Below are 26,625 nucleotides of genomic sequence, written 5' to 3'. Positions count from 1 at the left end.
AGGTGGGGTATTTTTTTACCCACAAATGAGTGAGTTAAACCTAGATCTTGAGAGTTAAAGACAAGATTAATCCGTTAGAAGCGAGAGAAGTGAACCATACTAAAAGACAACCTTTGACAAACAGAACAGTGAGAAAGGAATACTCATGTGGAAAAAAACCTTGGCGACCATCGCACTTATATTGATCTCATTTTCCGGTGTAGCATCTGAAGCGGAAAAGCCCAAGACCGAGGCTGCTCTAGTCAATGTTGATATGACCTTAGATCTCGACGGCATGGAGAAGTATGCTCAGGAGGCAAGTGAATCTCTCGAGGTGATATCACAATCGTTGCAAGCCATCGTCAACAACCCCAACCTCAGCGATGACCAGCAGCAAGCATTGAATCAAACCGTTGAGAGCATTAATAAGCTCGCCAGTTCAACCAAAACATCCCTCAACCAACTGCCGCAAGCCTTAGACAATTCTCGACTCGCCTTTAAGAAAACCAGTCAACTACTGCTAGATGATATCCAAACTAAAATCATTATTGCGTTGGCGGCGGTGATCGCGGTCATTATTATCGCGTTAACGGCTATCTACCTACTTATCCTCAAACCCATGCAGCAAACCTTGGTGAAAGCGACCCATAACATCTCTTCCATGGCGCACTCAATACAGATCACAGCCGAAGCACTTAAATTCAGTACCGAAAAACAACAAGAAATCATGGATTACATTGAGCATTCACCCACTCAATACACTGATAAATAGGACGTAATTGATCAATGCATTATGAGTTACTTGTAAAATAAAAGTTATTTTCAAGAATAAAACAATCCACTTAGAGACGGATTTAAATTACCAATTGCTGATCAAATTCCAGATTGAAGACAAATAAAGTGATAGAGAGAAAGTTTCGAGAAGAATAAGAAAGATACTAAAAAGAAGCCGATTAACGCGGAAATTATAGGTTGGAAATATTTTTCTTTCGCACAAGAAAAAACGCCCCAGCCAAATGCTGGCTGGGGCGGCTGAATCAGCCTAATCCAATAACGTGAAACAAAAGGTCTGAAAGATAGAACATCTTACCTCTGTACCCTACGAGATTTAATGTACAACAATTGCTCAGAAATGAAAACAATTTTTGTAGTTTTTTTTCATGAATGTTTTATTAAAACACCCAACCTTTTTCTACGACTCGACTTTATTTGAGACAAAAAAAAGCCAGTGTTTGTGCACTGGCTCATACTAATTTACTCAATAAGGTCGAAAACTGATTAGTGGGCTTGATCCCAGTTGTCACCGTGGCCTGCTTCCGCGACTAACGGTACTTCGAGATCTGCTGCTGACTCCATCAATTCTTGTACTTTACTTTCAATTTCGGCTAAAGCTGACTCTTGAACTTCAAATACCAATTCATCGTGTACTTGCATCAATAGCTTCACACGACCATCGCCTTCGGCTTGAATCCACTCATCCACTAACAACATCGCTTTCTTGATGATGTCTGCCGCAGTACCTTGCATTGGCGCATTGATCGCCGCACGCTCAGCCGCTTTACGACGCATGCCATTACGAGATTGGATTTCAGGAAGATGCAAACGACGACCGTAAATGGTTTCAACGAAGCCTTGCTCTGAAGCAGCGCTGCGAGTGTCTTCCATGTATTGCATTACGCCTGGGTAGCGTTCGAAGTAAGTGTCCATGTAGTGCTGTGCTTCACCACGAGGAATACCCAGTTGCTTAGCCAAACCAAAGGCACTCATGCCGTAGATAAGACCAAAGTTAACAGCCTTAGCACGACGACGTTGTTCAGTGGTCACACTCTCAATATCAACGCCAATGATCTCAGCAGCAGTTGCTGCGTGGATATCTTTGCCTTGTTGGAATGCTTCCAGTAACGCTTTATCACCCGATAGGTGCGCCATGATACGCAATTCAATTTGAGAGTAATCGACCGCTAGGATCTTCCAACCATGTTGTGCAACGAATGCTTGGCGGATACGACGACCTTCTTCATTACGAATTGGGATGTTCTGTAGGTTTGGATCGGTCGAAGACAAACGGCCCGTTGCAGTCACTGCTTGATGATAAGACGTATGAACACGACCCGTTTCAGCGTTGATCATCTTCGGCAGCTTATCAGTGTAAGTCGACTTCAGTTTAGCCAGACCACGATACTCAATGATCAGTTTAGGCAATGGATAGTCCAACGCTAACTCTTGCAACACTTCTTCGTTAGTCGAAGCGGCACCAGAAGGCGTTTTCTTAATAACAGGCAGACCCATCTTTTCGAACAAGATCGCTTGCAGCTGTTTTGGCGAGTTCATGTTGAACTCTTGCTCTGCAATCTCGTAAGCTTTCTGTTCTAGCTCATCAAGACGAACCGCAATCTCTTGCGATTGAGCGCCCAACAACATGTCGTCGATGAATACACCGGTGCGCTCAATACGAGACATCACAGGAATTAGCGGAACTTCGATCTCTTCATAGATCGATTTTAACTTTTCATCTTTCTCGATGTTTTCCATCAGGCGGTTATGAAGACGTAAAGTCACGTCAGCATCTTCCGCAGCATATGGAGAAGCCTCACCCAGCTCAATCTGGTTGAAAGTCAGTTGCTTCTTACCTTTACCTGCAATTTGCTCAAATGAGATGCAGCTATGTTGTAGGAAACGCAGCGCTAGGCTGTCCATGTCATGCTTGCCACCTACGCTATTAAAAACGTATGACGCCAACATGGTATCGAACTTAATACCCTTAATCTCGATACCGTAGCGCGCTAGCACACTCATATCGTATTTTAGGTTTTGACCCACTTTCGCTTGTGCGTCATCTTCAAGAATCGGTTTCAGCTGTTCAAGCACCCAATCGCGATCCAGCTGTTGTGGTGCGTCTAGGTAGTCGTGAGCAACAGGTACGTAAGCGGCTACGCCTTCTTCGGTTGCGAATGATAGACCCACAAGATTCGCCACCATGTAATCTAGGCTGTCAGTCTCGGTATCAAAGGCAAACACGTCTGCGGCTTTGAGCTTCTCTAGCCATACATTGAATGACGCTTCATCTAGAATCGTTTCGTAGTTACTGCGATCAATCGTCACTGCAGAGGTATTCATCTCTACGGTAGAAGTGGTTGATGCTGTGCTGCTGCGTACCGAACCAGCTCCCGCTGCGGCAGATTTCTCATCCGCCTCAACCACACCGCTACCACCTTCAAGTAGCTCGTTTAGCCAAGATTTGAAGACCAATTGACCGTATAGCTTAATCAACTCATCAGTATTTGGTTGTGCTTTAACGAGAGACTCTGGCGTGTCTTCTAATTCAACATCGAGTTTAATCGTCGCAAGCTCATAAGACATGTCAGCATTGGCTTTATTATCAGCCAGCTTCTTAGCCATCGTCTTCGAGCCACGGAAACCAAGCGCCGCAATATCATCAAGGTTTTGATACAGCTTTTCGATGCTACCAATACCTTGCAGTAATGCCGTTGCTGTCTTATCACCCACACCCGGAACACCTGGGATGTTATCGACTTTATCGCCCATTAGAGCAAGGTAATCGATGATCAACTCAGGTGGGATACCAAACTTCTCGATAACGCCTTCACGATCCATCACGACATTAGTCATGGTATTGATCAAAGTAACGTTCTCATCAACCAGTTGGGCCATATCTTTATCGCCAGTACTGATAAGAACTGGCATACCCATCGCGGAAGCTTGAGAAGCCAGCGTACCAATCACGTCATCAGCTTCTACCCCAGGGATAGAGATAAGCGGTAGACCCATTGCACGAATTACGTTGTGCAGCGGCTCGATCTGACAACGAAGATCATCAGGCATCGGTGGACGGTTTGCTTTGTACTCTGGGTACATATCATCACGGAACGTTTTCCCTTTCGCATCAAAAATAACCGCAATACGATCAGAAGCAAATTGACGCATCATGCTGCGCAGCATGTTAACCACGCCATAAACAGCATTGGTTGGGATATCACCATTACTCATGGTGCCAGGGTAAGCATGGAACGCGCGATATAGGTAAGAAGAGCCATCGATCAAAATCAATGGATTATCAGGAATACGAGCCATAATGTTTGTGTATCCAGTAAGTACAGAAATAATCTGTTAAGGATGCCACGTCTGCTAATTGGATTCTACGTTGTCGATCCTTATCCGTTGACTCGATTGTGTTCGTTGTAATCAATTTATTGTTATTTTTTGTTCTGCGACAAGGCCCATCTGTGGATAACTCTGTTTATATTATTTACCCACCCTGTTGAGAACTCGACTAAGACAAGCAAAAAACAGATATAAACACATGAAAATAAAGAGTTATTTTACAGATCGAACATATGATCAACGATCTTTTTTAGATCTTGGATTGTGGAAAAGAATGCTGATGGCGTTTTATTCATAAAAATACGTGCCACTAAATATGCATCTTGTTGAAATTGAGATATAAAAAAAGCGACACCCGAAGATGTCGCCTAGCAAAACCGGTAAAGCTATTCAAATTGAATATCACAGCTTTACCTAAAAGCTATAAATTACACTGGAAGCAATGTGAGCAATGTCGTGTCAAAAAGAACTTAGTACAAGTTCGCGAGAATTCTGTTGGGTAACCAAGTAGATACTTGAGTACTTAACATCCTTGTGAACATTTCCTCATTCCCTAAGACGAAGTTAATAATAATGATTCTCATTTAATAGTCAACACTTAAATGATAATAAATCTCATTTAATTTCTAATCCTTTAATTACAGTGCTCAAATTTGCTTCAAAAAATGAATTCTATGGGTACTAATGTCTTCTTTTTCTTCTAATTTTTCGATTAGGTAACCGTTTCTCAATAACAAACGCAGCATGGCTGGAAACTGGTTACGAGATTTCACTTTCAGTTGTTGATAGCCCTGTTGCTTCACCCACTGTTCTTGAACATCAAGTTGCGCTTGCGCCACACCCTTGTTTCTCGCCAATGATGAAACACCACCAAACCAGCTATAAAATGTGTTTTCATCCAATTCATAACCGATCTTAAAGCCCAGTAACACACCCGCTTCTTCAGCAACGAGGATCAGACTTGTTTTACCCGCTAATCGCTCCGATAAAGACGCTACACTCTCTTTTTTGGCAAACTCGGTAATCTGTTCAACAACAGAAACCACCTCTTCTAATGAGCCTTCACGCACAATGACAGACATCTTGTTTCATCCTCATAAAACAAAAGGGCTGGCACAACGGCCAACCCTTTGGTGATCATATGATTTGCTTGACCGTACTTACTTGCCTTGCAAGTGCTCAGCAGCTTGTGCGTTATCTTCAGCAAGCCACTCTGCGACATCTTTAGCGAAGTACGTCAGGATGCCATCAGCACCAGCACGCTTAAAGCACAACAGTGATTCCATTACGGTTTCGCGCTCTTTCAGCCAGCCATTCTGGATCGCAGCTTTATGCATCGCATATTCGCCAGACACTTGGTAAGCAAAAGTCGGCGCTTGCAGCTCATGCTTAACACGGCGCACGATGTCTAGGTAAGGCATGCCTGGCTTAACCATCACCATATCCGCACCTTCATTAAGATCCATGGCCACTTCGTGAATTGCTTCATCGCTGTTCGCAGGATCCATCTGGTAGTTCTTCTTGTTACCACCTTTCAGGTTCGAAGCACTGCCGACCGCATCACGGAACGGACCGTAGTAGCACGATGCATATTTCGCAGAGTAAGCCATGATTTGGGTATGAATATGACCCGCTTCTTCTAGGGCTTCACGGATCTTACCAATACGACCGTCCATCATATCTGATGGTGCAACGACATCTGCGCCCGCTTCAGCATGAGACAGAGCCTGCTTGATCAAGACTTCAGTCGTCTCGTCATTCATCACATAGCCATCTTCATCGATGATGCCGTCTTGGCCATGAGTGGTGAACGGGTCGAGTGCTACATCAGTAATCACGCCCATATTTGGCACGTGTTCTTTGAGTAAGCGTACTGCACGCTGCACCAAACCTTCCGAGTTATGAGCTTCAGCGGCACATAAGCTTTTCGCATCTTGGTTCACTACCGGAAACAGAGCAATCGCAGGAACACCCAATTTTGACAGGTAATCCGCTTCCTCAAGCATAAGGTCGATAGACAGACGCTCAACACCTGGCATTGACTCTACAGGCTCACGGCGCTCTTTACCCATCAAGATAAACATTGGGTAGATTAGGTCATCTACAGACAACTGATTTTCTGCCATTAAGCGACGGCTAAAGTCATGTTTACGCATACGACGCATACGACGACCTGGGAATTGACCTTGAATTGAAACAGACACTAGATTCTCCTTGCCTAGTCTAAACACCAAAATGCTTAGATATGAAAAGTGCTAAATACTGGCAAAAGCATATCACTGATGGCTCAGGACGCTAGCAGTAAAGCGAAAAACCCATTCAAAAAAAGGGATAAATGGCAAAAAATGACCTTCTCCTCACACTGCCGTATACTCATGACAACTCAGTACAAACCGCTTTCAGGACAAAATAATGATCGACACCCATGCCCATATTTACGCGAGTGAATTCGACGAAGACCGTGAACAAGTGGTGCAGCGTGCACTGGCTCAAGGTATTGATACCATTCTATTGCCGAACATCGATTTAGAATCTATCGAACCCATGTTAGCGACGGAAGCACAATTCCCTGAGGTGTGTCGTTCAATGATGGGCTTACACCCTTGCTATGTGGATGCAAATATCGAGCAGACCCTCAAAACCATTCGAGCTTGGTTTGATAAGCATGATTTTATTGCCGTCGGTGAAATCGGTATCGACCTGTACTGGGACAAAACCTTTAAGGCCGAACAAGAGATGGCATTCGTGACTCAACTGCAGTGGGCAAAAGATCTAGACCTACCTGTCGTGATCCACACGCGTGATTCTATTGAAGAGACACTTGCCCTACTTCGCCAAGAACAAGATGGCAGCTTACGTGGTGTGTTCCATTGTTTTGGCAGCAGCTTAGAGGAAGCTCAAGCGATCAACGAGCTAGGCTTTCATTTAGGTTTAGGTGGCGTGTCGACCTTTAAGAACTCGGGGATGGATAAGGTGACCCCACATCTGGATATGAATTACGTCATCCTAGAAACAGACTGCCCTTATTTAGCGCCAGCGCCAAATCGCGGTAAACGCAATGAGCCCGCGTACACAGAATTGGTCGCAAAACGTATCGCAGAACTGCGCGGAATCACCCTTGAAGAAGTCGAAAATATAACCACCATCAATGCTAAGTCATTGTTTAATTTATGATAAAACTATTAATAACTTGATTTTATGAATTTATAGCCTATTTATTTGTTAAAACAAAGTGATGTGTATATTATCAACCACCTGCATATGGAGGTAGTTGATTATGTGTGACCATTCACAGCACTTACAGCGTCAACATCGAACTCTATGGCATAAAATATTAGGGATTAAAGAGCTCTATATATGTCAGAACTGTGGCTATCAGTTAAAGATTCGATAAACAGACATAATAAAAAAGCGGCCCAAGGCCGCTTTTTTATTATGTGATTTTTGCTGAAGGACTCTACTACTTATGCTCTTACAGCACTTTGCGAGTTAAGATTCAGTTTCTTCCTCTTCATCGGCATCTGGTTTACGCACATAGAAACGCGCGAAGAACAGGCCAATCTCAAACAGAATACACATCGGAATCGCCAACAGTGTCTGCGAGATCATATCTGGCGGCGTTAGCATCATGCCGACAATAAACGCACCGACAACAATGTAAGGACGCTTCTCTGCCAGTTCTTTTGGTGTCGTTGCACCCGTCCAACATAGCAAGATAATCGCGACTGGCACTTCAAAAGCAATACCAAAGGCAAAGAACAACGCGAGTACAAAATCAAGATAACTCGATATGTCGGTTGCGAACTCTACTCCCCCTAATGATATGGCGGTAAAAAATCCAAATACCAACGGGAATACAATGAAGTAAGCGAACGCCACACCACAGTAAAACAGCAATGAGCTTGAAGCCAATAACGGCATGATCAAGCGCTTCTCATGCTTGTATAAGCCCGGAGCGACAAAAGCCCACACCTGATACAAAATGAACGGAACCGCGAGGAATATAGACGCGATCAAGGTCAGTTTCAAAGGTGTGAAAAATGGCGAAGCAACATCGGTTGCAATCATCGTCGCGCCTTCAGGTAAACGATCTACCAAAGGTGCAGAGACGAACTCATAAATATCATTAGCGAAATAAATTAGCCCAACAAACACCACCAGAACCGCAACAATCGCACGTAGTAAGCGATTACGAAGTTCTAGAAGATGGCTAATTAAAGGCTGTGTCTGCTCAGTCGAAGACATGTCAAACCTCTTAAACAGGAAGATCGAAAAGGAGCCGCGCACCTATCTATCCAGTTGAATTGGTATCCACTTAATAGATATCTACTTGAATAACTATCGACTTAAACATCTAGCGACTCAAGTATCCGGCGACTCCTCCTTGCGAGACTATTCGGCTTTCTTATCTGACGGTGCTGAAGCTTCGCTGTTGACCTGAATGGTTTCAGATTCAACAGTTTCCGTGACACTAGGTTTAGTCTCACTTGGCTTATCAGACTCAGGCTTAGCATACGGACGTTGAACTTCAGCAGCGGCCTGCTTAAGTTCATCGACTGACGCTTTTAGGTCTGGAGATAAATCTTCCATACCCATTTTTTCCGCCTTGCGTAGGTTTTCTTGCAGTTCTTGAACCTTAAGCTCATGAGAAAGTTCATCTTTCACACTATTTGCCATGCTTTTCGCTTGCCCAACAAACTTGGAGATACTACGAATTGCAACGGGCAAACGCTCAGGCCCTAAAACCACTAACCCAACGACAGATATTAATACCAGTTCCCAAAAACCGATATCAAACACGATTTACGCCTGCTCTTTGTCTTTCTTTGTTTCAGCAGTTGTTTCAGCGCTAGCTTCTTTCTTCTGCTGTTCAATATTCTTTGGTTCAAAGTCTGCGTCTTTCTTATCTGCAGGCTTATCTTCATCGCTCATTGCTTTTTTGAAGCCTTTAACCGCCGAACCTAAGTCACCGCCCATGCCGCGCAGCTTCTTCGTTCCGAATAGCAAAATTACAATTACAGCAATGATTAGAAGTTGCCAAATACTGATACCACCCATTGTCATTGTCCTCGGGTCTGTCTACACATAAAAAATATTAAGGAAGTCTACTGTCTAACGACGGTAAGCTCGCCAACTTAGCAGCCAAAATGTGACACCTGCGATGCCACAGCCCATAGATAGCTGCTCATAAGGGCTTGAAACTAATATTGCGGAGCATACGACTAAAGTTGCTCCAACGCCAAACAAAAACTTTCCAGTTGCTTGCTGACGCTTACTATCTCTATAGCCTTGATAAAGCTGATCCATTCTGTGGTTCATGGCTTTACCTTGACGCAAGCTGTCATAAAGTAGCTCTGGCAGCTCTGGCAGTTTTTCTGCCCAGAATGGCGCACGCTCTTTTACTGCGTTGATCACAGCTTGCGGCCCCACCTGATTCATCATCCAGGTTTCAAGGAAAGGTTTAGCCGTTGCCCACAAATCAAGTTGCGGATACAACTGACGGCCTAGCCCTTCCACATACAACAAGGTCTTCTGCAGAAGCACCAACTGAGGTTGAACCTCCATGTTGAAACGTCTTGCTGTATTAAATAAGTTTAGCAACACATGGCCAAATGAGATCTCGCCAAGTGGTTTTGCAAAAATCGGCTCACACACCATACGAATCGCGAATTCGAAATCGTTGACGTTGGTGTCGTGTGGCACCCAACCCGAATCCACGTGAAGCTCGGCGACTTTACGGTAATCGCGATTGAAGAAAGCCAGCAGGTTCTCTGCTAAATAGCGCTTATCTTCACTGTTGAGCGTGCCGACAATGCCACAATCCAAACCAATCCACTGAGGGTTGTCTGGATTCTCTGGGTTAACGAATACGTTGCCCGGGTGCATGTCTGCATGGAAAAAGCTATCTCGGAATACTTGGGTGAAGAAGACCGTCACACCGCGTTCAGCCAGCAATTTCATGTTGGTGCCGTTGGCGTTTAGCGTTTCAATATCGGATACTTGAATACCGTAGATACGCTCTGACACCATCAAGGTTTCACTGCTTAAATCAGGGATAACCTCTGGAACATACAGCTCTTCACTGCCTTCAAAATTACGTCGTAGTTGAATGGCATTGGCCGCCTCGCGGCGCAGGTCTAGTTCATCAAGTAACGTTTTTTCGTACTCGTGAACGACTTCAACCGGTTTCAAACGACGTGCTTCAGGAAGCGACTTAGCGACTATACGCGCCATTCGGTGCATCAGTTTTAGATCTGCATCAATCACCGGGCGAATATCAGGGCGAATAACCTTCAGAACAATCTCGCGACCACTCTCTTTGAGCTTTGCGGTATGCACCTGAGCGATAGAAGCAGAAGCCAATGGCTCGATATCAAAGTCGGTAAACCAGTTATCTAGGCTACCACCGAGCGCTTTTTCCATGTCTCGCTTAGCCAATTGACCATCAAATGGCGCCACTTGGTCTTGCAATAGTGCTAGCTGATCAGCGATATGAGGAGGAAATAGGTCGCGACGCGTTGACATCATCTGACCAAACTTAATCCAAACAGGCCCTAACTCTTGCAACGCTAAACGCAAGCGGTGGCCTAATTCTTTATCTTGATGCTTATTCTTGAGCCAAAACAGTGACTTTCTCGCCAGTAAAGGGGCTTTAGTCAACTGGTGCTCAGGCATCAATTCATCAAGGCCGTATTCCAACTGTACCTTGATAATATGATAAAGACGTTTCAGTTCTGTTGGGGTCATGCTTTCTCCAACAGAGCGTTCAGTTTAGCTTCAAGACGTGCAGCTGAGCTTTTCACGTCGTCAACCTGATCGCAAAAATGTGCCACTTCTAATGGCGCTGGTGCCATCTTCCACTCTTCAGTTAATACCTGAGCGAGATGGTTTTGATGCTTAGTCGCTTGCTTAGCCACAAGGCCACCAACATTCTTAACGCCTTGTACCAAGGTATGAGCAACCACGTCGCCAGTCACGCGCGATAGCCACTCTTCCAAGTCTGGCTTGCAGTCTGTCATTAGCTGAGCAAATTTCTGAGCCAGTTGAATATCACCCTCTAAGATCAGCTTATCTTGCTTAATCAGTTTGGTGATGTTCGATTGCTCACGCAGTTCTGGCAGTACCGATAGGTTCAAAGATAGGTAGCAATCAGGTTGTCCTTCGTATTCAGACAACACATCGATTTGTTGGCTAAAAACGAAAGTGAGAGTTTTATTCAGCTCTTTCAAATTAACTTGAATGATCTGCCCCTTTAAACGAGACAAACGACGAACCAAAGCTGGATCATCGTTCACGAAAGTATTTAAAGAGGTTTCAATAACCGCGGTGACCAATGGATCAAATGGCATGACTGTCCTTACCTTTGAAAACGGATAAGCGTTAACCTATCCGTTCTATCTTTATTCTTATTTTTAGCACACTCAACGAGCCTGCTACCAAGTTCGACTAGAACTTGTAACCACGGTGCAGCGCAACAATGCCGCCCGTTAGGTTGAAGTATTTAGTATTTTCAAAACCCGCTTCTTGCATCATGCCTTCCAAGGTTTCTTGGTTAGGGTGCATACGGATTGATTCTGCAAGGTAACGATAGCTGTCTGCATCGTTAGCAATCAGCTCACCCATTTTTGGCAATAGGTGGAAAGAGTATGCATCGTAAACCTTTGATAGTGGCTCAAGCACTGGCTTAGAAAACTCAAGAACCAACAGACGACCGCCCGGCTTAAGTACGCGGTACATTGAACGCAGTGCTTGGTCTTTATCGGTTACGTTACGCAGACAGAAGCTGATGGTAATGCAATCGAAGTAGTTGTCTGGGAAAGGCAGCTCTTCAGCGTTTGCTTGAACATAATGTACATTGCCAACAATACCGCTATCACGCAGTTTATCGCGGCCAACATTCAGCATTGAGTTGTTGATATCAGCAAGAACCACGTGGCCTTTTTCACCAACGATGCGCGAGAATTTCGCAGTAAGGTCACCAGTACCACCACCAAGATCGAGGATACGTTGACCAGGGCGCACGCCACTGCAATCAATCGTGAATCGCTTCCACAAGCGGTGAACACCACCCGACATTAAGTCATTCATGATGTCGTATTTAGCGGCTACAGAGTGAAATACCTCTGCTACTTTCGCGACTTTTTGGTCTTTCGCGACTGTTTCGAAACCAAAGTGTGTGGTTTCTGACTCTACTGCTGAATTTGTCTGCACGCTTGTGTCCATAATGCTGTTATCTACCATGGTAAGTTCTCATCGACAGTGCACTCTCTATTTAGAGGCGCTGCGGCCGATTAGTTTACTTTATCCTCAGCGGGTTGTCTTTCTACTAAGGAGGCATTTTCTGAAAAAGCCTCATTTTGAGCGATTTCCGCCAAGCCAACTGAGATAGGTTTCTTCACCTCAACACCCAATTGCTTGAAGCTTTCGGCCTGACGAATCACGTTACCACGCCCAGTCACCAGCTTATTCATGGCACCTTGGTAGCTTTGGTTGGCTCTGTCTAATGAGCTACCCAGACCTTCCATATCATCAACAAACAAGCGCAGCTTGTCGTAAAGCTTGCTCGCACGCTCTGCAATGATTTGTGCATTCTGGTTCTGTCTTTCGTTACGCCACAGGTTATCAATGGTACGCAGTGCCACCAGCAAGGTCGTAGGGCTGACCAAGATTATGTTTTGTTCCATCGCGTCTTTGACCAAGCTTGGGTCAGCTTGAATCGCGACTTGAAACGCAGGTTCTACCGGAATAAACATCAATACATAATCTAAGCTCTGGATGCCTTTGAGTTGGTGATAATCCTTTTGGCTCAAGCCTTTAATATGCGCTCGCAGTGAAGCCAAATGATCACGCAGTGCTGCGTCGCGTTGTTGATCGGTCTCAGCGTTGAAGTAGCGCTCAAATGCCACCAAAGCCATTTTCGAATCGACCACCACCTGCTTATCTTGTGGCAAATGCACGATCACATCCGGTTGGTAACGCTTGCCAGCATCGTTTTGCAGGTTCACCTGAGTTTGATATTCATGGCCTTCACGCAGACCTGAATCCGCCAGTACACGAGCCAGCACCACTTCGCCCCAGTTACCTTGTTGTTTATTATCACCCTTTAACGCCTGAGTCAGGTTAACCGCTTCACGCGTCATGCTCTCATTGAGGCGTTGCAGGTTTTTAAGCTCATGAACTAAGGTGTGACGCTCTTTGGCTTCTTGACTGAAGCTATCATTAACCTGCTTCTTAAAGCCCTCTAACTGCTCTCTCAGCGGCGATAACAAACCTTCAAGACTCTGCTTATTCTGCTGATCGACCTTGGCAGTTTTGCTCTCAAACAGTTGATTCGCTAACAGTTCAAACTGCTGCTTAAGTCGAGATTCTGCTTGCTCTAACAATTGCAGTTTTTCACTGTTGGCGAGGTTTTCTTGGTCGTGCCTAGCTTCTTGCTCGCGAAGCTCAGCCTCCAACTCAGACTTATGCTCCTTAAGAACATTGATATCATCGGCATACTGCTGACGCTCTTGCTTCACGGCTTCAAAATAACGCAGCTTCTCCATCGCAGCCATCACCTTGCCATGTGCCTGCTTAAGTTCAAATGCCGCTTTGTCTCGGTCATCATCCAACTCATTGAGCTCTTGTTGCGCCTCTGCGAGTGAAGATTTGAGCTGAGATTGTTGTGACTCATGTAGCAAACGGTCGGACTCTAGTTGCTGTTCAAGAAGTCGCTGCTGAAAAGAGAACTTCTGTTTGATCCACCAGCCCACCACTCCGCTGCTGACGAGCGCGCCGGAAATAGCAGCAATAAGCGTTGCCTGATGTTCGATAATCCATTGCATGATAATGATTTAGCCTAATTGGAGATAACTCATTAAATGGTATTTTGATACTGGATAAATGTCCAGTTTGCCGTATTAAAATTCGACAGATAGACTAGGCGCTCCGTATTCTGTCCCATCAAATTAGAATGAGTTGCTATGAACGAACGTCGTGCCTTGGGCTTTGGCCTTGCTGCGGTATTACTGTGGTCAACAGTCGCTACTGCTTTTAAGCTGACCCTTGCTGAGTTTTCACCGATTCAAATGCTGACCATCGCCAGCATTGTGTCGTCGATTGCGCTGATCGCGGTTTGCGCGTTTCAAGGCAAACTCTCTCAACTGAGTACCACGTTTCTTTCAAACCCTTGGTATTACTTACTGCTCGGTTTGGTGAACCCTCTAGCCTACTATCTGATTCTATTCAAAGCCTACGACCTACTGCCCGCTTCTCAAGCACAAGCCATCAACTACAGTTGGGCGATCACGCTGACTTTAATGGCAGCGGTTTTTCTGGGACAAAAGATTCGTAAACAAGATTGGATTGCGTGTACCTTCAGCTACGCAGGTGTCGTGGTTATTGCGACCAAAGGCGATGTGCTAGGCATGCAGTTCGATAGCCCACTCGGTGTGGCACTTGCTCTTCTTTCAACATTGCTATGGGCAGGGTACTGGATTCTCAATACCAAAAATAAAGCTGACCCTGTGGTGGGTGTATTACTTGGTTTCTTAGTGGCACTGCCATTCGCGATTGGTTTAACCATTTATGAAGGCGAGAGCTTTAGTCAAATCACAGCGAAAGGTTGGATGGCCGTGACTTATGTTGGCCTGTTCGAGATGGGCATTACCTTTGTCTTGTGGTTATCAGCACTCAAGTTAACCAACAATACGGCACGTATCAGCAACCTAATTTTCGCCTCACCGTTTATCTCGCTAATGCTACTTTCGACCATTATTGGCGAAGAGATTCACCCGGCAACACTGTTTGGCTTGATGCTGATTATTGCTGGCCTTGTTATCCAGCAGATCAAATGGGGAAAGAAGAAAAACAACCACAGCTCTGAAAGTTGATGCCCGGATAGATTAGGATGATCGCAATACATCTCCTCCAGAGTGAGTAGCGATAGCAAGCTTTAAATACAAAAATGGCGAGTCATATGACTCGCCATTTTTTATGTAAATTGAAACCTAATCGGTAAGCAAAAACCCTAAACCCACTGGCCTGCTGCGAAGCCTGAGCTCCAACACCATTGGAAGTTATAGCCACCTAACCAACCTGTTACGTCCATTACTTCACCGATAAAATAAAGGCCAGAGACCGTCTTACATTCCATCGTTTTTGAAGATAGGTGGTTGGTGTCTACACCACCTAAAGTCACTTCAGCCGTTCGGTAGCCTTCGGTGCCGTTGGGTGCAATTTTCCAATTCTCTAGATGCTCTACAATTTCATTTAGCTGCTTTTCGTTGAACTGTTTGAGCGGCTTGTCTTCAAGCTCTTTACGGTCAATCAACACCTCAATGAAACGCTTTGGTAATGCTTTCGCTAAGGTATTTTTTAGGCTCTGATTTGGGTGCTTCTCGCGAGAGTTAGCCAGTAACTCCGCCACATCCACTTCTGGTACTAGATTAATCGAAACCGACTGACCTGCTTTCCAGAATGAAGAGATTTGCAGTACCGAAGGGCCAGATAGGCCGCGGTGAGTAAATAGCAGCGCTTCTTTGAATAGAGTGCCGTCTTGCGCGGTGATCTCGGCAGGAATCGCGATGCCAGAAAGCTCAGCAAAGGCTTCTTTGTCTTCTTTATGCAGAGTAAATGGCACCAAACCTGCGGTTGTTGGTACCACAGATAAACCAAACTGCTCTGCCACTTTATAACCAAATGGCGTCGCGCCTAGTTTTGGCATTGAAAGGCCACCGGTTGCAATAACCAATGAATCACACTCAACTTCATCGGTGTTGAGATGCATCTTGAAGCCAGCGTCTGTTTTCTCAATAGAATGAACATCACAACGGTAACGCTCTTCAACCTTTGCTTGCTTACACTCTGCTAGCAACATGGTGACGATATCTTTTGAGTTATGGTCATTCACACAGAACAATTGCCCGTGATCACGCTCTTCAAACTCAATACCATGCTTGTAGATCATCGAAATGAAATCCCAATTGGTATATTGAGCCAGTGCAGATTTAACAAAGTGGGGGTTTTGACTTAAAAAGTTTTTTGCTGTGACATCATAGTTAGTAAAGTTACAGCGGCCGCCACCAGCAATAAGGATTTTTCTTCCCGGTTTTTTGGCATGATCTACGACGAGCACTCGTCGGCCGCGCTTGCCTGCTTCTGCTGCACACATCAAGCCAGCTGCACCTGCGCCAATTACGATTACGTCAAATTTTTCACTCATTGCGGTTCTGCTTTCTTCACTTTTGCATCACGAAGCACGCCTTGTGCCCATAACGCCACCAATAAAAAAGGATGTGCATAACAGCACATCCTTACTAATTGCTCGCTATTCTAACGGCAATTTTCAACTTTGCAATTGATGTTCATTCGTGCAAATTCCAGTCAGTTCCCATAAGCCAATATGGATGACCGAATCAACGAACTGAGTTCTAGTTAATCACTCAACTCATCTGAAATTTAAACGATGAATGAAGACAGCAACGTTACACCCAACAGAGCAGAAGAGAGTATAAATAACTGTCTTACACGATCACACTTCGACGTAAAAACTTCGTCGTGATGATGGTGATACTCTTTGCTTTTGATGTAACTAAACAGGCGAACCTGCTTGGTCATATTGCCATGAGTTGTGAAGAAACCACCTCCGTCTACTTGTTGATAAAGTAGAGGATGTGCTTCTCGCATAATATAAATGAGTGTTCTTAGCGCAGTAAAATAACGCGCCCAGTTCACACATGTCACAACCATTAGTGCAAATAGAATAGTGTCGCCGCTGATCATCCTTTCCTCCCTACATCTTCAAGGGAAGACTCAAAAGAAAAAGATAATCAGTGTCTTTTTCTTACAGCCTAAACTGCAGGAGCTTCCATAATTGAAGATGAACCATCTTTTGCCAATTGCGCTAGGTCTTTATCAATAAAGAACAGTGCTTTACCGTCTTCACCAACGAGCTCTAGCTTATCCAATACACCTTTAAACAACTTCTCTTCTTCGTGTTGCTCCGCAACGTACCATTGCAGGAAGTTAAAGGTTGAGTAATCTTGTGATGTGAAAGCAACGTGAGCCAGTTTGTTGATTTTTTCAGTGATCATTTGCTCATGTTCGTATGTTTCACGGAACACGGCACCAAGGCTGTCGAATTCATGTTTTGGCGCTTCAATAGCACCTAGAATTGGCATTGCACCTGTTTCACTAACGTAAGTGAAAAGACGCTGCATGTGTTCCATTTCTTCTACTGCATGAACACGCAGAAACTCTGCTGCACCTTCAAATCCTTTGTCTTCACACCAAGCACTCATTTGTAAGTATAGGTTGGATGAGAAAAATTCTAGATTAATTTGATCGTTGAGTTGATCAACCATTGTTTTAGACAGCATTAAAGTCTCCTGATTACACCTTAGTTTTCTCTACTATATCACTATTTAATGAATATCTCGCTGACCATTACTTAACCAACAATTCGAAGAACCAGTACGCAAGACGATGGATATGAGATCACTTCAGCAAAAAAAGCCATCGCATAGTGCTAATCTTTAAACAGACAATGAATAAAGGAGGTAGCGATATGAGTTACAAACATATTTTGGTCGCGGTCGATTTATCAGAAGACAGCAAATTAATTGTGGATAAAGCGGTAGCATTGGCAAAGCCATTGGAAGCCAAAGTCTCTTTTATCCATATCGATATTAACTATGCCGAGCTGTATACCGGCCTAATCGATATCAACATGGCAGAAACTCAGCATAACGCGATGGAAGCGTCTCGAGTTCAGCTGCAAAACTTTGCTGAGCATGCTCAATACCCGATCACCCACACCTTAGTGGGCAGTGGCGACCTGAGTCATGAGCTGTGTGACACCATCAACGAGTTCAATGTTGATTTAGTGGTTTGTGGTCACCATCAAGACTTCTGGAGCAAACTGCTTTCTTCAACACGACAACTGATCAACGCCTCTCCAGTTGATATGCTGGTCGTGCCTCTAAGAGATTCAGAAGACTAATGATTTAAGGTTAGGTAACATACAGCTCATATCTTATTAACGAAGTTTTACTATGAGCTATTTAGCTGGTGTTACCCTCCTATGGGCCTTCTCCTTTAGCCTGATCGGCGTCTACCTTGCTGGTCAGGTTGATGCTTGGTTCTCTGTTTTGATGCGTGTTGCCCTTGCGGGTCTCGTATTTCTTCCCTTCCTTAAGTTTCGTGGCGTCTCACGTAAGCTGATCGCTAAATTGATGGCTATTGGTGGTATTCAGCTTGGGCTGATGTATTGCTTCTATTATCAGTCGTTCTTGCTGCTGTCGGTTCCTGAAGTCCTATTGTTTACCGTTTTTACCCCAATTTATGTCACGCTTATTTATGACTTTCTCAAAGGGCAATTCTCACCTTGGTACCTAGTGACTGCTGCTATTGCGGTATTAGGCGCGGTGTTTATTAAATTCGCGGGCATCAATGAAAACTTTTTAGTCGGCTTCCTTGTCGTGCAAGGCGCGAACCTGTGCTTTGCTATCGGTCAGGTCGGCTACAAGGTGGTAATGGAAAAAGAAGCGACTGAATTACCTCAACACACGGTATTTGGTTATTTCTATTTAGGCGCTCTGTGTGTGGCTTCAGTTGCTTTCATGTTGCTGGGCAACCCAGAGAAGCTGCCTACGACCACACTTCAATGGGGAATCCTGCTCTACCTCGGCTTAATTGCTTCAGGTCTGGGTTACTTTATGTGGAATAAAGGCGCGTGCATGGTCAATGCTGGCGCACTTGCCGTGATGAACAATGTGTTAGTCCCAGCGGGTCTTGTGGTGAATATCCTTATCTGGAATAGAGATGTCGACCTAGTACGACTTTCCATCGGTGGTGGGGTTATCTTGCTGTCTTTGTGGGTTAATGAGACTTGGGTTAAGAAGCGTGTTGCGAGAGATGCTAGCAATGCCTAGCGCGTTAAGCTAACAAGCTGTATTTAGCTAACAAGATTCGTATTTAAAAGAATACCCAGAAAGCAAAAGAGCGACCTACGGTCGCTCTTTTTAAATCATCTATGTAGCAATAAGCTCTTCGAATTAACTTCAGTGGATATGACTGTGGCTCACTACCTGAGTCTTGGTTTCAGTGAAGGCTACGTCATCAAGTTGTAGGTTGATGCGTTCAAGGTCACTTTCCAATTTTTGGCTTTTCTTAAACAGCTTTTGCTGCTTCTTAATCATCTTCGCGAGCTTTTTGTTGTACTTCTCTTGTTTCTTCGCCGCTTTCTTCGCTTGTTTAAGTTCAGCTTTCTCATCACCGCTCGCCTTCGCCATCAATTTTTTCAGCTTGGCTTTCTTCAACGCAACTTTATCAGCCGTTTCTACGATAGCAGGATCAAAGATTTGTACCGTTGACTCAGCGCTGTCCATGATCTCGATAAGAGAAACTTCTGGAGTTGGCAATGTTTCAGCAAGTAGGCCACACGCGACTTTTTCTTCAACGGGTTTATTCTGACAATCAATCGGTGGGATGGCTGTTGGTTTGCATAGGTTCGCTTGATCCGACGATGAACGCGCACAAGAACGACACACAAACTTAGGTTGGGTAACCAAGCTGTGGATCTCGCCTAGGTGTTCAGTGATATCTCGACGGTTTAACTTACAAAAGCGTTTAGCCATGCTACAACTCCAGCTAAGAATAATAATGATTCTTAGTTAGATATACATCCGTAACGCGACTATCGCAAGTGTTAAATGGCAATTTATCGTATTTATGACGGGAAACTTTCTTAGCGTGCTGCTAAGTCATTGATGCTTTCACATAGACATCAAAACGGTTCTTTTTAGTTTCGATTGCCATGCTCGGTTTTTGCTCGTCTAACCATGCTGCGTAATCCGGTCTTTTGACCACAACGCGCTTTGATGCCAGCTTCATCGCAGGCTCAAATAAGCCATCAGCATCCAGATCGGCACCAACCAAAGATTGGAATACACGCATCTCTTTCTTAACCAAAGCCGATTTCTTTTTATTCTCAGGATGCGGGTACATAGGGTCGAGATACACCACGTCTGGCTGTTCGAAGTCAGGATCGTTGCTGAGCTTGTCTAGGGCATCATGGCTAGAAGCATGAATCAACTTCATACGTTCGCTCACCCAACCGCCGATGTCTGGGTCTTTTTGTGCTCTCTGCAAGCCGTCATCCAATAATGCAGCCACAACTGGATGTCGCTCTACCATCTGTACTTTACAGCCCAACGAAGCCAGCACAAACGCATCACGTCCTAACCCAGCGGTGCCATCTAAGATAGTTGGTGTTGCGCCTTTGTTTAGACCTGCAGCCTTAGCAATTGCCTGACCTTTACCACCACCAAACTTACGTCTGTGACCGACTGCGCCTCCGACTAAATCAACAAAGATAGCGCCAAGCTTCGGTTCATCGACTTTACGTAACTCAAGTCGTTCGCTAGTCAGTACCAAAGCGAAATCGCTGTTTTCATCATGAGATAAATTCCAACGGGTCGCTAAGTCATTTAGATGATCGATTTGGGTGGCATCTTCGCAAATCAGTTGTAGTTGCAAGGTCGTCTCCAACAGACAGTAGTATTCAAAACAAAAGAGGCAACCAGTTTACCTGATTGCCTCAACAATACATATTAGCGGTGCAAACTATTCGCGCTGTAAGTGCTAATACTAAGGCTAGAGCTAAAGAATACTCATCCTGTCGCTTGGTTCGCTTAATCTAAATACTCTAACGTTCGCTCTTGTTGTAACTCTTCAATGAGCTCCGCCAGCGGCTTAGGTCGACCAATAATGTAACCTTGCGCGTAGTTAACACCAAGTTCGATCAGCTTGTCGATGATCTGCGTGTTTTCAACAAACTCTGCCACCGTGTGCTTACCCATCTGCTTGGCCAAGTCATTGATAGAACGAACCATCACATGATCCATTTCGTTGACATCAATATCACGTACAAACAGGCCATCAATCTTCACAATATCGACCGGCAATTTCTTCAGGTAGCCAAAGGACGATAAGCCTGAACCAAAGTCATCGAGTGCAATCATACAGCCAAGTTCTTTAATGCGAGTAAAGAACTTGATCGCTTGTTTCATGTTGCTCATCGCGGCCGTTTCAGTGATTTCTAGACAAATCTTATGGCAAGGCACTGACGAGTTCGCCAAGCTTTCAATCAAGAACTCAACAAACTCTCGGTTACCCATCGAGTGACCAGACAGGTTGATAGAGCACATTCCAAGTTCATCTATCACCTTTGGTCGATGTTCCAACCAAGCGAGCGTTTGGCTTACGACTCGGCGGTCAATCAAGTGCGCAATATTATAGCGCTCTGAAGCGGGCATGAAGATCCCCGGAGAAATGTACTCACCCTTGATGTTCTTGATTCTCACCAAGATCTCGAAGTGCATTTTCTCGCTATCTTTGTCTAAACCAAGAATACGCTGTGCAAACAACTCTAAACGATCATTCGCCAAGGCCTCATGGACGAGATTGACGCACTCCATTTCAAGATGACGACGACGGATATCTTCATCATCTTGATGGTAAAGATTATAGCGATTGCGCCCTTCTTCTTTCGCTGCATGACAAGCGGCATCGGCCTGAGCATGCACCATTTGTGGTGAAGCCGCAGTATGGTCAATCAATCGAATACCGATAGAGCTGGTCAGGTTGAGGCGAATATCACCCCACAAGAATGGATTCTCACTCATCATTGAGATGATACTGCGACACACATTAACCGCATCTCTCTCGGTGCAGTCTTTAATTAATACAGCAAACTCATCGCCGCCCATACGTGCTAACACAGCATTGTATGGCAGGACGTCTTCCAGCAGCTTAGCGCTAAACATGATTGCAGCATCACCCGCTTCATGGCCTGCAGTATCGTTTAAGACTTTAAGTTGGTCTAAATCCAAAAACAGCATGGCGTGAGTACGCATGTGGCTCTCGACTTCTTTTAATGCCTTTTGCAATTCTTGTGCAAAGTGATTGCGGTTAAACGTACCAGTGAGCAAGTCATAGCGAGCCTGATACTCTAACTTTTCAGAAAGCTCATGAGTCTCGGTGATGTCTTCGCCAACAATCAACAGCTGATCGGATTCAACCAATGGACGAATGTTTTCACGAATCCAGATTGTGCTGCCATCCGCATGACGATATTCGATATCACGGCGCCACACGCCGCGCACCTTATGTTGTGGTTGCAACAAGATATGACGCGGGATCATTGCATTTTCATCGACATAGAACTCTCTTGGACGATGACCTAGCAATTGCTCCAGAGGATAACCTAACACCTCTTCAGCAAACTGGTTCACTTGCTGAATACGGTTGTTGCCATCCAGCGTAATCATCATTACGGGTTGCTTGTCGTAATACAGTTTAAGGTTGGCTTCGCGTTGGAACAGTTTGTTTTCAGCAAGTTTACGGGAAGTCACATCACGCGCTTCAAATAAGAATTGGGTGTCATCCTCTTCATTGCCCGGCATCGACTTCAGAGAAATCTCTAATACCATCACACCACGGTCACGACACCACACTTCAGCTTCAAAGCGCAAAGCAGGCGGCGTTTCTTTGCTCGTAAAATACTCCTTCAGTATTTCACGTGCAGACTCTTCCCAATGTTGGTGATTTTGAAGCGGAGTACCAAGCTTGTAGCCTTGATTATAAAGAAGTTCATGCAGCTTGCTGTTACTCGACAACAGCACCCCATTTTTGTCGATAATGCCCATAAATTGCAGGCTTTGATCGAAGATCGACTCGAGCAACATTTGGCTTTTTCGGCTTGCCCGTTCGCTTTTTTTAAGTCGGTTCAGGTAATACACCAAGGTGGCAATCACGCACGCCATGGCTAAAAACAGCAAACCAATCGTACGAATCTCGTCGCGATAGCGCGCGAGAAATGGCTTAGGCTTATTTAGGAAAGTGACTGCCGCTTCATTCTCTGCGCCCAAATCCCAACGAGAAATTTGTTGGTAATCGAGTTTGATTTCTGGCGCGCCAGCAACCACTTGGGGCAGCGGTTTATCCGGATTAGCCAACACATTCAATAGAACACGCCCAGTATCTCGCCCCTGCGTCTCACCACTCTGAATCACGCCTCCGATAGCACCAAACCCAAGCCCCAAGTCATGCACCATATACAATGGCATTTGAGTCTGTGTATTGAGAACGCGCCAATCTTCATCGCTGCTGACTCGACCATTGGCATCGCGATAATACGCCCAAAACAGCAAGCTTTTTCCGAGATCGGCACGCTGAGAAAATGCCACGAGCTCTTGATAAGAATCAGGAACATAGTGTTCAACAAGATCGGAAAATTCTGGGTGTTTTCTAACAAACAGGTCGACTTGAGCACGAATGGCTTGGCCCGTCACTGAATGGTCGGTGACAATATAGATTTTTTTGACAGTCGATTGAAGACGCTTGATAAGTTCGATATTACCGACTAAATCAATATCCTCACTAATACCCGTCGCGTTCAAACCTTCAATCATTTCGGGAGAGAAGTTGTTAATACCGCCAAAGATAACAGGAGTATCTTTGAGATCGGGCGCAAGGCGCTTCATTAAGTTGAGCGCGTTATTGTCACTGACCACAACGGCAGCAAACTCTTCATGCAGCAGTTTGGTATGATAAAGCTGGTAAACACGCTCAAGATACTCAGGATTTTGAGAGCGCTTGCTATCAAGATAAACGACACGATAAGACAGGCCATCTCGGTCAAGCTCTGCCGCTAGCCCTTTGTGGAAATCATCTGTCCAGAAAAAACCTTGATGGTAAGAGTGAATCACCAACACATCTTTTGTCTGCGCTGAAGCAAACGTACTCCAACACACCACAAGAAATAACAACCAAAATCGCACTGAATTCACCTTAACATCATCGTTGCTGCTAATATTATCACCCTTGGCTATGATATGTACTCTAGCCGAACTATTTTCATTCGATATAAGGGTTTACGCATGTCCACAACTACTGCTCGTCTGGATGACCTAGACCGTGCCATTCTCAAAACTTTGATGGAAGATGCGCGTACACCTTATGCTGAAATGGCAAAGAAATTCGATGTCAGCCCCGCGACGATTCACGTTCGTATCGAAAAGATGAGATCGGCCGACATTATTGAGCGAACCGAGGTTGTGGTAAACACCAAGAAGCTTGGTTACGACGTGTGTTGTTTTATTGGTATCAACCTTAACGCAGCTCGCGACTACCACTCAGCCATTGCCAAACTTAATGCATTAGATGAAGTGGTTGAGGCTTACTACACCACTGGCGCCTACAACATTTTCGTTAAACTGATGTGTAAATCGATCGAAGAGTTGCAGTTCGTACTGATTGATAAATTGCAGGCGATTGACGAGGTTCAATCGACTGAGACATTAATTTCATTGCAGAACCCTATCAATCGCAATGTAAATCCATAATCGTTTGATAAATCGATACAAAAAGAGCCTCACAATGAGGCTCTTTTTACATTCTGACCAACACAATATTAAGCGCTGATACCCGCATGACGCAGCATCGCATCGATTTGAGGCTCACGACCGCGGAAGCGTTTGAACAGCTCCATCGGCTCTTCACTACCACCCATCTCAAGGATGTTGTTCAGGAAGCGATTGCCCGTTTCAGTGTTGAAGATACCCTCTTCTTCAAATGCAGAGAACGCATCTGCAGACAATACTTCTGCCCATAGGTAGCTGTAGTAACCCGCGCTATAGCCACCAGCAAAGATGTGACCAAAGCTGTGCGAGAAGCGGTTCCAATCAAGGCTTGGCAATACAGAAACCTTAGACTTCACGTCGGCTAACGTTTCAAGTACGCGAGCACCGACTTCTGGATCGTATTCTGTGTGCAGCGTGAAATCGAACAAACCAAGCTCTAGCTGACGCAGGATAAACATCGCAGATTGGAAGTTCTTCGCCGCTAGCATCTTCTCTAGCATCTCTTTTGGTAGCGCTTCACCCGTTTCGAAGTGACCAGAAATGAACGACAGCGCTTCCTCTTCCCAACACCAGTTTTCTAGGAACTGACTTGGTAGCTCAACGGCATCCCAAGGCACACCGTTGATACCCGCAACTGAGCCCGCTTCAACTTGCGTTAGCATGTGGTGGATACCGTGGCCGAATTCGTGGAATAACGTAACCACTTCATCGTGAGTAAACAGTGCTGGTTTGTCACCGACTGGCTTGTTGAAGTTACACGTTAGGTAAGCAACTGGCGTCTGTAGCTCACCAGATTGAGTAATGCGACGACCGCGACAGTCATCCATCCAAGCACCGCCACGTTTGTGTTCACGTGCGTATAGGTCTAGGTAGAAGCTACCGCGCAATGTACCTGTCGCATCAAAGATGTCAAAGAAGCGCACTGAGTCATGCCATGTATCCACACCTTCACGCTCAGTCACAGACATACCAAACACACGGTTTAGTACTTCGAACAAACCAGACACTGCGTTCGACTCAGGGAAGTATGGACGAAGCTCTTCATCAGAGATCTCGAACAAGTTCTGTTTTTGTTTCTCGCTGTAGTAAGCGATGTCCCACAGGTTTAGCTCAGAGACACCAAACTCTTTCTCAGCAAACTGACGTAGCTCTTCTACTTCGCGCTCACCTTGTGGTTTGGCTTTTACTGCTAGGTCGTTAAGGAAACCAAGTACTTGGTCTGGCGTTTCTGCCATCTTAGTCGACAGAGATTTTTCGCTGTAAGTGCTAAAGCCAAGCATGCGTGCGATCTCGTGACGCAGCTTAAGTTGTTCAGTAATGATCTCAGTGTTGTCCCACTTACCAGCATTTGGACCGCGATCTGAAGCGCGAGTTACGTAGGCTTCGTACAGCTCTTTACGTAGCGCTTGGTTATCACAGTACGTCATCACCGGCAGGTATGATGGGATATCTAGAGTCAGTAGGTAACCTTCCTGCTCTTTAGCTTCTGCCGCGGCTTGTGCTGCTGCCAATGCCGACTCAGGCATACCCGCCAGTTCAGCCACGTCTGTTACCTGCTTGCTCCAACCCATGGTTGCATCAAGCACATTGTTTGAGAATTGAGAACCCAGCTCAGACTGGCGTTTACTGATCTCGCCGTAGCGGTGCTGCTCGTCTGCGGGTAAGCCAATGCCTGACAATTCAAAGTCACGCAGTGCGTCGGTAATGGTTTTCTGTTGAGCTTGGTCTAATGCCGAGAATGCCTCACTCGCCTTGATCGCTTTATACGCTTCGAACAAACCTTTATGTTGACCAACCCACGTGCCGTACTCAGAAAGCACAGGCAGGCAGCTCTCATAAGCGTCACGCAGTTCGTCACTGTTCATAACAGAATTCATATGGCTCACAGGTGACCAAATGCGACCTAAACGATCATCCACTTCTTCAATCGGAGCAACGAGGTTGTCCCAGCTTGGTGAAGTATTACCTTCAAGTACTTGTTCTATCTTGTTGCGACACTCTTCAATCACTTGCTCAACCGCTGGCTTAACGTGCTCAGGTTTGATCTGTGAAAACGGAGGTAAGTCCGTGAAGGTTAATAGCGGATTAGACATATAAACATTCCTTTGGCTTTAGAGAC

The 26,625-nt window shown here is 45.1% G+C and carries 23 protein-coding genes; 6 read left to right on the top strand and 17 right to left on the bottom strand.

The window, feature by feature from the left end:
* Positions 1 to 145 precede the first annotated feature (145 nt).
* Entirely contained in the window at positions 146 to 751 is a 606-nt protein-coding gene (locus OW495_RS11875; protein WP_099167178.1) for a GTP-binding protein, read from the top strand.
* Positions 752 to 1,257: 506 nt separating this feature from the next.
* Here OW495_RS11875 and polA read toward each other — a convergent pair.
* The 3 genes from polA to hemB all read right to left on the bottom strand — a co-directional run bounded on the left by polA (position 1,258) and on the right by hemB (position 6,305).
* Complete coding sequence (polA, locus tag OW495_RS11870) at positions 1,258 to 4,071, bottom strand: DNA polymerase I (RefSeq protein ID WP_102514257.1); 2,814 nt, start codon at positions 4,069 to 4,071, stop codon at positions 1,258 to 1,260.
* Positions 4,072 to 4,748: 677 nt separating this feature from the next.
* Complete coding sequence (locus tag OW495_RS11865; RefSeq protein ID WP_076667644.1) at positions 4,749 to 5,183, bottom strand: GNAT family N-acetyltransferase; 435 nt, start codon at positions 5,181 to 5,183, stop codon at positions 4,749 to 4,751.
* A gap of 78 nt (positions 5,184 to 5,261) precedes the next feature.
* Positions 5,262 to 6,305, bottom strand: a complete 1,044-nt coding sequence (gene hemB / locus OW495_RS11860) for a porphobilinogen synthase (protein ID WP_017107915.1) — start codon at positions 6,303 to 6,305, stop codon at positions 5,262 to 5,264.
* A gap of 208 nt (positions 6,306 to 6,513) precedes the next feature.
* Here hemB and OW495_RS11855 point away from each other — a divergent pair, with 208 nt between their 5' ends.
* Positions 6,514 to 7,275 (top strand): TatD family hydrolase, encoded by a 762-nt coding sequence (locus OW495_RS11855; RefSeq protein WP_289886679.1) that lies wholly within the window; start codon positions 6,514 to 6,516, stop codon positions 7,273 to 7,275.
* A gap of 315 nt (positions 7,276 to 7,590) precedes the next feature.
* Here the strand turns inward: OW495_RS11855 and tatC are convergent, their stop codons facing one another.
* From tatC to rmuC, 7 genes are all read right to left on the bottom strand, one after another.
* Entirely contained in the window at positions 7,591 to 8,346 is a 756-nt protein-coding gene (tatC, locus tag OW495_RS11850; protein WP_017109229.1) for a twin-arginine translocase subunit TatC, read from the bottom strand.
* Positions 8,347 to 8,493: 147 nt separating this feature from the next.
* Positions 8,494 to 8,901: a Sec-independent protein translocase protein TatB gene (tatB, locus tag OW495_RS11845; RefSeq protein WP_048612432.1), complete on the bottom strand. Its 408-nt coding sequence runs from the start codon at positions 8,899 to 8,901 to the stop codon at positions 8,494 to 8,496.
* Between the two features lie 3 nt (positions 8,902 to 8,904).
* Positions 8,905 to 9,159: a Sec-independent protein translocase subunit TatA gene (gene tatA, locus OW495_RS11840; RefSeq protein ID WP_004735565.1), complete on the bottom strand. Its 255-nt coding sequence runs from the start codon at positions 9,157 to 9,159 to the stop codon at positions 8,905 to 8,907.
* Between the two features lie 54 nt (positions 9,160 to 9,213).
* Positions 9,214 to 10,848, bottom strand: a complete 1,635-nt coding sequence (gene ubiB / locus OW495_RS11835) for a ubiquinone biosynthesis regulatory protein kinase UbiB (protein WP_009848053.1) — start codon at positions 10,846 to 10,848, stop codon at positions 9,214 to 9,216.
* Positions 10,845 to 11,450 carry an SCP2 domain-containing protein gene (locus OW495_RS11830; protein ID WP_102514256.1) on the bottom strand — a complete coding sequence of 202 codons (606 nt, stop codon included), beginning with the start codon at positions 11,448 to 11,450 and terminating at the stop codon, positions 10,845 to 10,847. The genes ubiB and OW495_RS11830 overlap by 4 nt, the downstream gene beginning before the upstream one ends.
* Before the next feature lie 97 nt (positions 11,451 to 11,547).
* Positions 11,548 to 12,327 carry a bifunctional demethylmenaquinone methyltransferase/2-methoxy-6-polyprenyl-1,4-benzoquinol methylase UbiE gene (ubiE, locus tag OW495_RS11825; RefSeq protein WP_029222994.1) on the bottom strand — a complete coding sequence of 260 codons (780 nt, stop codon included), beginning with the start codon at positions 12,325 to 12,327 and terminating at the stop codon, positions 11,548 to 11,550.
* Positions 12,328 to 12,392: 65 nt separating this feature from the next.
* Positions 12,393 to 13,925 (bottom strand): DNA recombination protein RmuC, encoded by a 1,533-nt coding sequence (gene rmuC / locus OW495_RS11820; RefSeq protein WP_102514255.1) that lies wholly within the window; start codon positions 13,923 to 13,925, stop codon positions 12,393 to 12,395.
* A 138-nt stretch (positions 13,926 to 14,063) separates the two neighbouring features.
* Here rmuC and OW495_RS11815 point away from each other — a divergent pair, with 138 nt between their 5' ends.
* Positions 14,064 to 14,972 (top strand): DMT family transporter, encoded by a 909-nt coding sequence (locus OW495_RS11815; RefSeq protein WP_102340893.1) that lies wholly within the window; start codon positions 14,064 to 14,066, stop codon positions 14,970 to 14,972.
* Between the two features lie 137 nt (positions 14,973 to 15,109).
* Here OW495_RS11815 and OW495_RS11810 read toward each other — a convergent pair whose 3' ends face one another.
* The 3 genes from OW495_RS11810 to ftnA form a co-directional block, all read right to left on the bottom strand.
* Positions 15,110 to 16,303 carry an NAD(P)/FAD-dependent oxidoreductase gene (locus OW495_RS11810; protein WP_076667638.1) on the bottom strand — a complete coding sequence of 398 codons (1,194 nt, stop codon included), beginning with the start codon at positions 16,301 to 16,303 and terminating at the stop codon, positions 15,110 to 15,112.
* A gap of 236 nt (positions 16,304 to 16,539) precedes the next feature.
* Positions 16,540 to 16,863 (bottom strand): universal stress protein UspB, encoded by a 324-nt coding sequence (gene uspB, locus OW495_RS11805; protein WP_009848060.1) that lies wholly within the window; start codon positions 16,861 to 16,863, stop codon positions 16,540 to 16,542.
* 68 nt (positions 16,864 to 16,931) lie between these two features.
* On the bottom strand, positions 16,932 to 17,459 hold the full coding sequence (gene ftnA, locus OW495_RS11800; RefSeq protein WP_017109234.1) for a non-heme ferritin: 528 nt from the start codon (positions 17,457 to 17,459) through the stop codon (positions 16,932 to 16,934).
* A gap of 188 nt (positions 17,460 to 17,647) precedes the next feature.
* On the opposite strand from ftnA, the gene uspA reads away from it, so the two are divergent.
* Positions 17,648 to 18,082 carry a universal stress protein UspA gene (uspA, locus tag OW495_RS11795; RefSeq protein ID WP_004735555.1) on the top strand — a complete coding sequence of 145 codons (435 nt, stop codon included), beginning with the start codon at positions 17,648 to 17,650 and terminating at the stop codon, positions 18,080 to 18,082.
* A 52-nt stretch (positions 18,083 to 18,134) separates the two neighbouring features.
* Positions 18,135 to 19,013, top strand: a complete 879-nt coding sequence (locus OW495_RS11790) for a carboxylate/amino acid/amine transporter (RefSeq protein WP_065106043.1) — start codon at positions 18,135 to 18,137, stop codon at positions 19,011 to 19,013.
* 129 nt (positions 19,014 to 19,142) lie between these two features.
* Here OW495_RS11790 and OW495_RS11785 read toward each other — a convergent pair whose 3' ends face one another.
* The 3 genes from OW495_RS11785 to OW495_RS11775 all read right to left on the bottom strand — a co-directional run bounded on the left by OW495_RS11785 (position 19,143) and on the right by OW495_RS11775 (position 23,924).
* The gene (locus OW495_RS11785; protein ID WP_102513375.1) at positions 19,143 to 19,718 is read right to left on the bottom strand and encodes a hypothetical protein; all 576 of its coding nucleotides are present in this window, start codon (positions 19,716 to 19,718) and stop codon (positions 19,143 to 19,145) included.
* A 121-nt stretch (positions 19,719 to 19,839) separates the two neighbouring features.
* The gene (locus OW495_RS11780; RefSeq protein WP_017109237.1) at positions 19,840 to 20,619 is read right to left on the bottom strand and encodes a class I SAM-dependent methyltransferase; all 780 of its coding nucleotides are present in this window, start codon (positions 20,617 to 20,619) and stop codon (positions 19,840 to 19,842) included.
* A 155-nt stretch (positions 20,620 to 20,774) separates the two neighbouring features.
* Positions 20,775 to 23,924 carry an EAL domain-containing protein gene (locus OW495_RS11775; RefSeq protein WP_338141693.1) on the bottom strand — a complete coding sequence of 1,050 codons (3,150 nt, stop codon included), beginning with the start codon at positions 23,922 to 23,924 and terminating at the stop codon, positions 20,775 to 20,777.
* 99 nt (positions 23,925 to 24,023) lie between these two features.
* On the opposite strand from OW495_RS11775, the gene asnC reads away from it, so the two are divergent.
* On the top strand, positions 24,024 to 24,488 hold the full coding sequence (gene asnC, locus OW495_RS11770) for a transcriptional regulator AsnC (protein ID WP_009848066.1): 465 nt from the start codon (positions 24,024 to 24,026) through the stop codon (positions 24,486 to 24,488).
* 68 nt (positions 24,489 to 24,556) lie between these two features.
* On the opposite strand, the gene prlC is transcribed toward asnC, so the two are convergent.
* The gene (prlC, locus tag OW495_RS11765) at positions 24,557 to 26,599 is read right to left on the bottom strand and encodes an oligopeptidase A (protein ID WP_065106040.1); all 2,043 of its coding nucleotides are present in this window, start codon (positions 26,597 to 26,599) and stop codon (positions 24,557 to 24,559) included.
* Between the last annotated feature and the right edge of the window lie 26 nt (positions 26,600 to 26,625).

It is taken from the genome of Vibrio sp. 14N.309.X.WAT.E.F5 (assembly GCF_030397615.1).
GTDB lineage: Bacteria > Pseudomonadota > Gammaproteobacteria > Enterobacterales > Vibrionaceae > Vibrio > Vibrio lentus.
The sequence above is the reverse complement of the archived record's forward strand: the minus strand, read 5'-3'. Positions and strand labels throughout refer to the sequence as shown.

What these genes read in the sequence shown, in the direction of transcription:
- OW495_RS11830 (WP_102514256.1), bottom strand. Translation starts at nt 11,450, where the DNA reads ATGCCATTTGATCCATTGGTCACCGCGGTTATTGAAACCTCTTTAAAT.
- OW495_RS11810 (WP_076667638.1), bottom strand. Translation starts at nt 16,303, where the DNA reads ATGAGTGAAAAATTTGACGTAATCGTAATTGGCGCAGGTGCAGCTGGC.
- tatC (WP_017109229.1), bottom strand. Translation starts at nt 8,346, where the DNA reads ATGTCTTCGACTGAGCAGACACAGCCTTTAATTAGCCATCTTCTAGAA.
- OW495_RS11875 (WP_099167178.1), top strand. Translation starts at nt 146, where the DNA reads ATGTGGAAAAAAACCTTGGCGACCATCGCACTTATATTGATCTCATTT.
- ftnA (WP_017109234.1), bottom strand. Translation starts at nt 17,459, where the DNA reads ATGCTGTCTAAAACAATGGTTGATCAACTCAACGATCAAATTAATCTA.
- OW495_RS11785 (WP_102513375.1), bottom strand. Translation starts at nt 19,718, where the DNA reads ATGGCTAAACGCTTTTGTAAGTTAAACCGTCGAGATATCACTGAACAC.
- tatA (WP_004735565.1), bottom strand. Translation starts at nt 9,159, where the DNA reads ATGGGTGGTATCAGTATTTGGCAACTTCTAATCATTGCTGTAATTGTA.
- uspA (WP_004735555.1), top strand. Translation starts at nt 17,648, where the DNA reads ATGAGTTACAAACATATTTTGGTCGCGGTCGATTTATCAGAAGACAGC.
- OW495_RS11855 (WP_289886679.1), top strand. Translation starts at nt 6,514, where the DNA reads ATGATCGACACCCATGCCCATATTTACGCGAGTGAATTCGACGAAGAC.
- OW495_RS11790 (WP_065106043.1), top strand. Translation starts at nt 18,135, where the DNA reads ATGAGCTATTTAGCTGGTGTTACCCTCCTATGGGCCTTCTCCTTTAGC.
- polA (WP_102514257.1), bottom strand. Translation starts at nt 4,071, where the DNA reads ATGGCTCGTATTCCTGATAATCCATTGATTTTGATCGATGGCTCTTCT.
- ubiB (WP_009848053.1), bottom strand. Translation starts at nt 10,848, where the DNA reads ATGACCCCAACAGAACTGAAACGTCTTTATCATATTATCAAGGTACAG.
- prlC (WP_065106040.1), bottom strand. Translation starts at nt 26,599, where the DNA reads ATGTCTAATCCGCTATTAACCTTCACGGACTTACCTCCGTTTTCACAG.
- OW495_RS11865 (WP_076667644.1), bottom strand. Translation starts at nt 5,183, where the DNA reads ATGTCTGTCATTGTGCGTGAAGGCTCATTAGAAGAGGTGGTTTCTGTT.
- rmuC (WP_102514255.1), bottom strand. Translation starts at nt 13,925, where the DNA reads ATGCAATGGATTATCGAACATCAGGCAACGCTTATTGCTGCTATTTCC.
- asnC (WP_009848066.1), top strand. Translation starts at nt 24,024, where the DNA reads ATGTCCACAACTACTGCTCGTCTGGATGACCTAGACCGTGCCATTCTC.
- OW495_RS11815 (WP_102340893.1), top strand. Translation starts at nt 14,064, where the DNA reads ATGAACGAACGTCGTGCCTTGGGCTTTGGCCTTGCTGCGGTATTACTG.
- uspB (WP_009848060.1), bottom strand. Translation starts at nt 16,863, where the DNA reads ATGATCAGCGGCGACACTATTCTATTTGCACTAATGGTTGTGACATGT.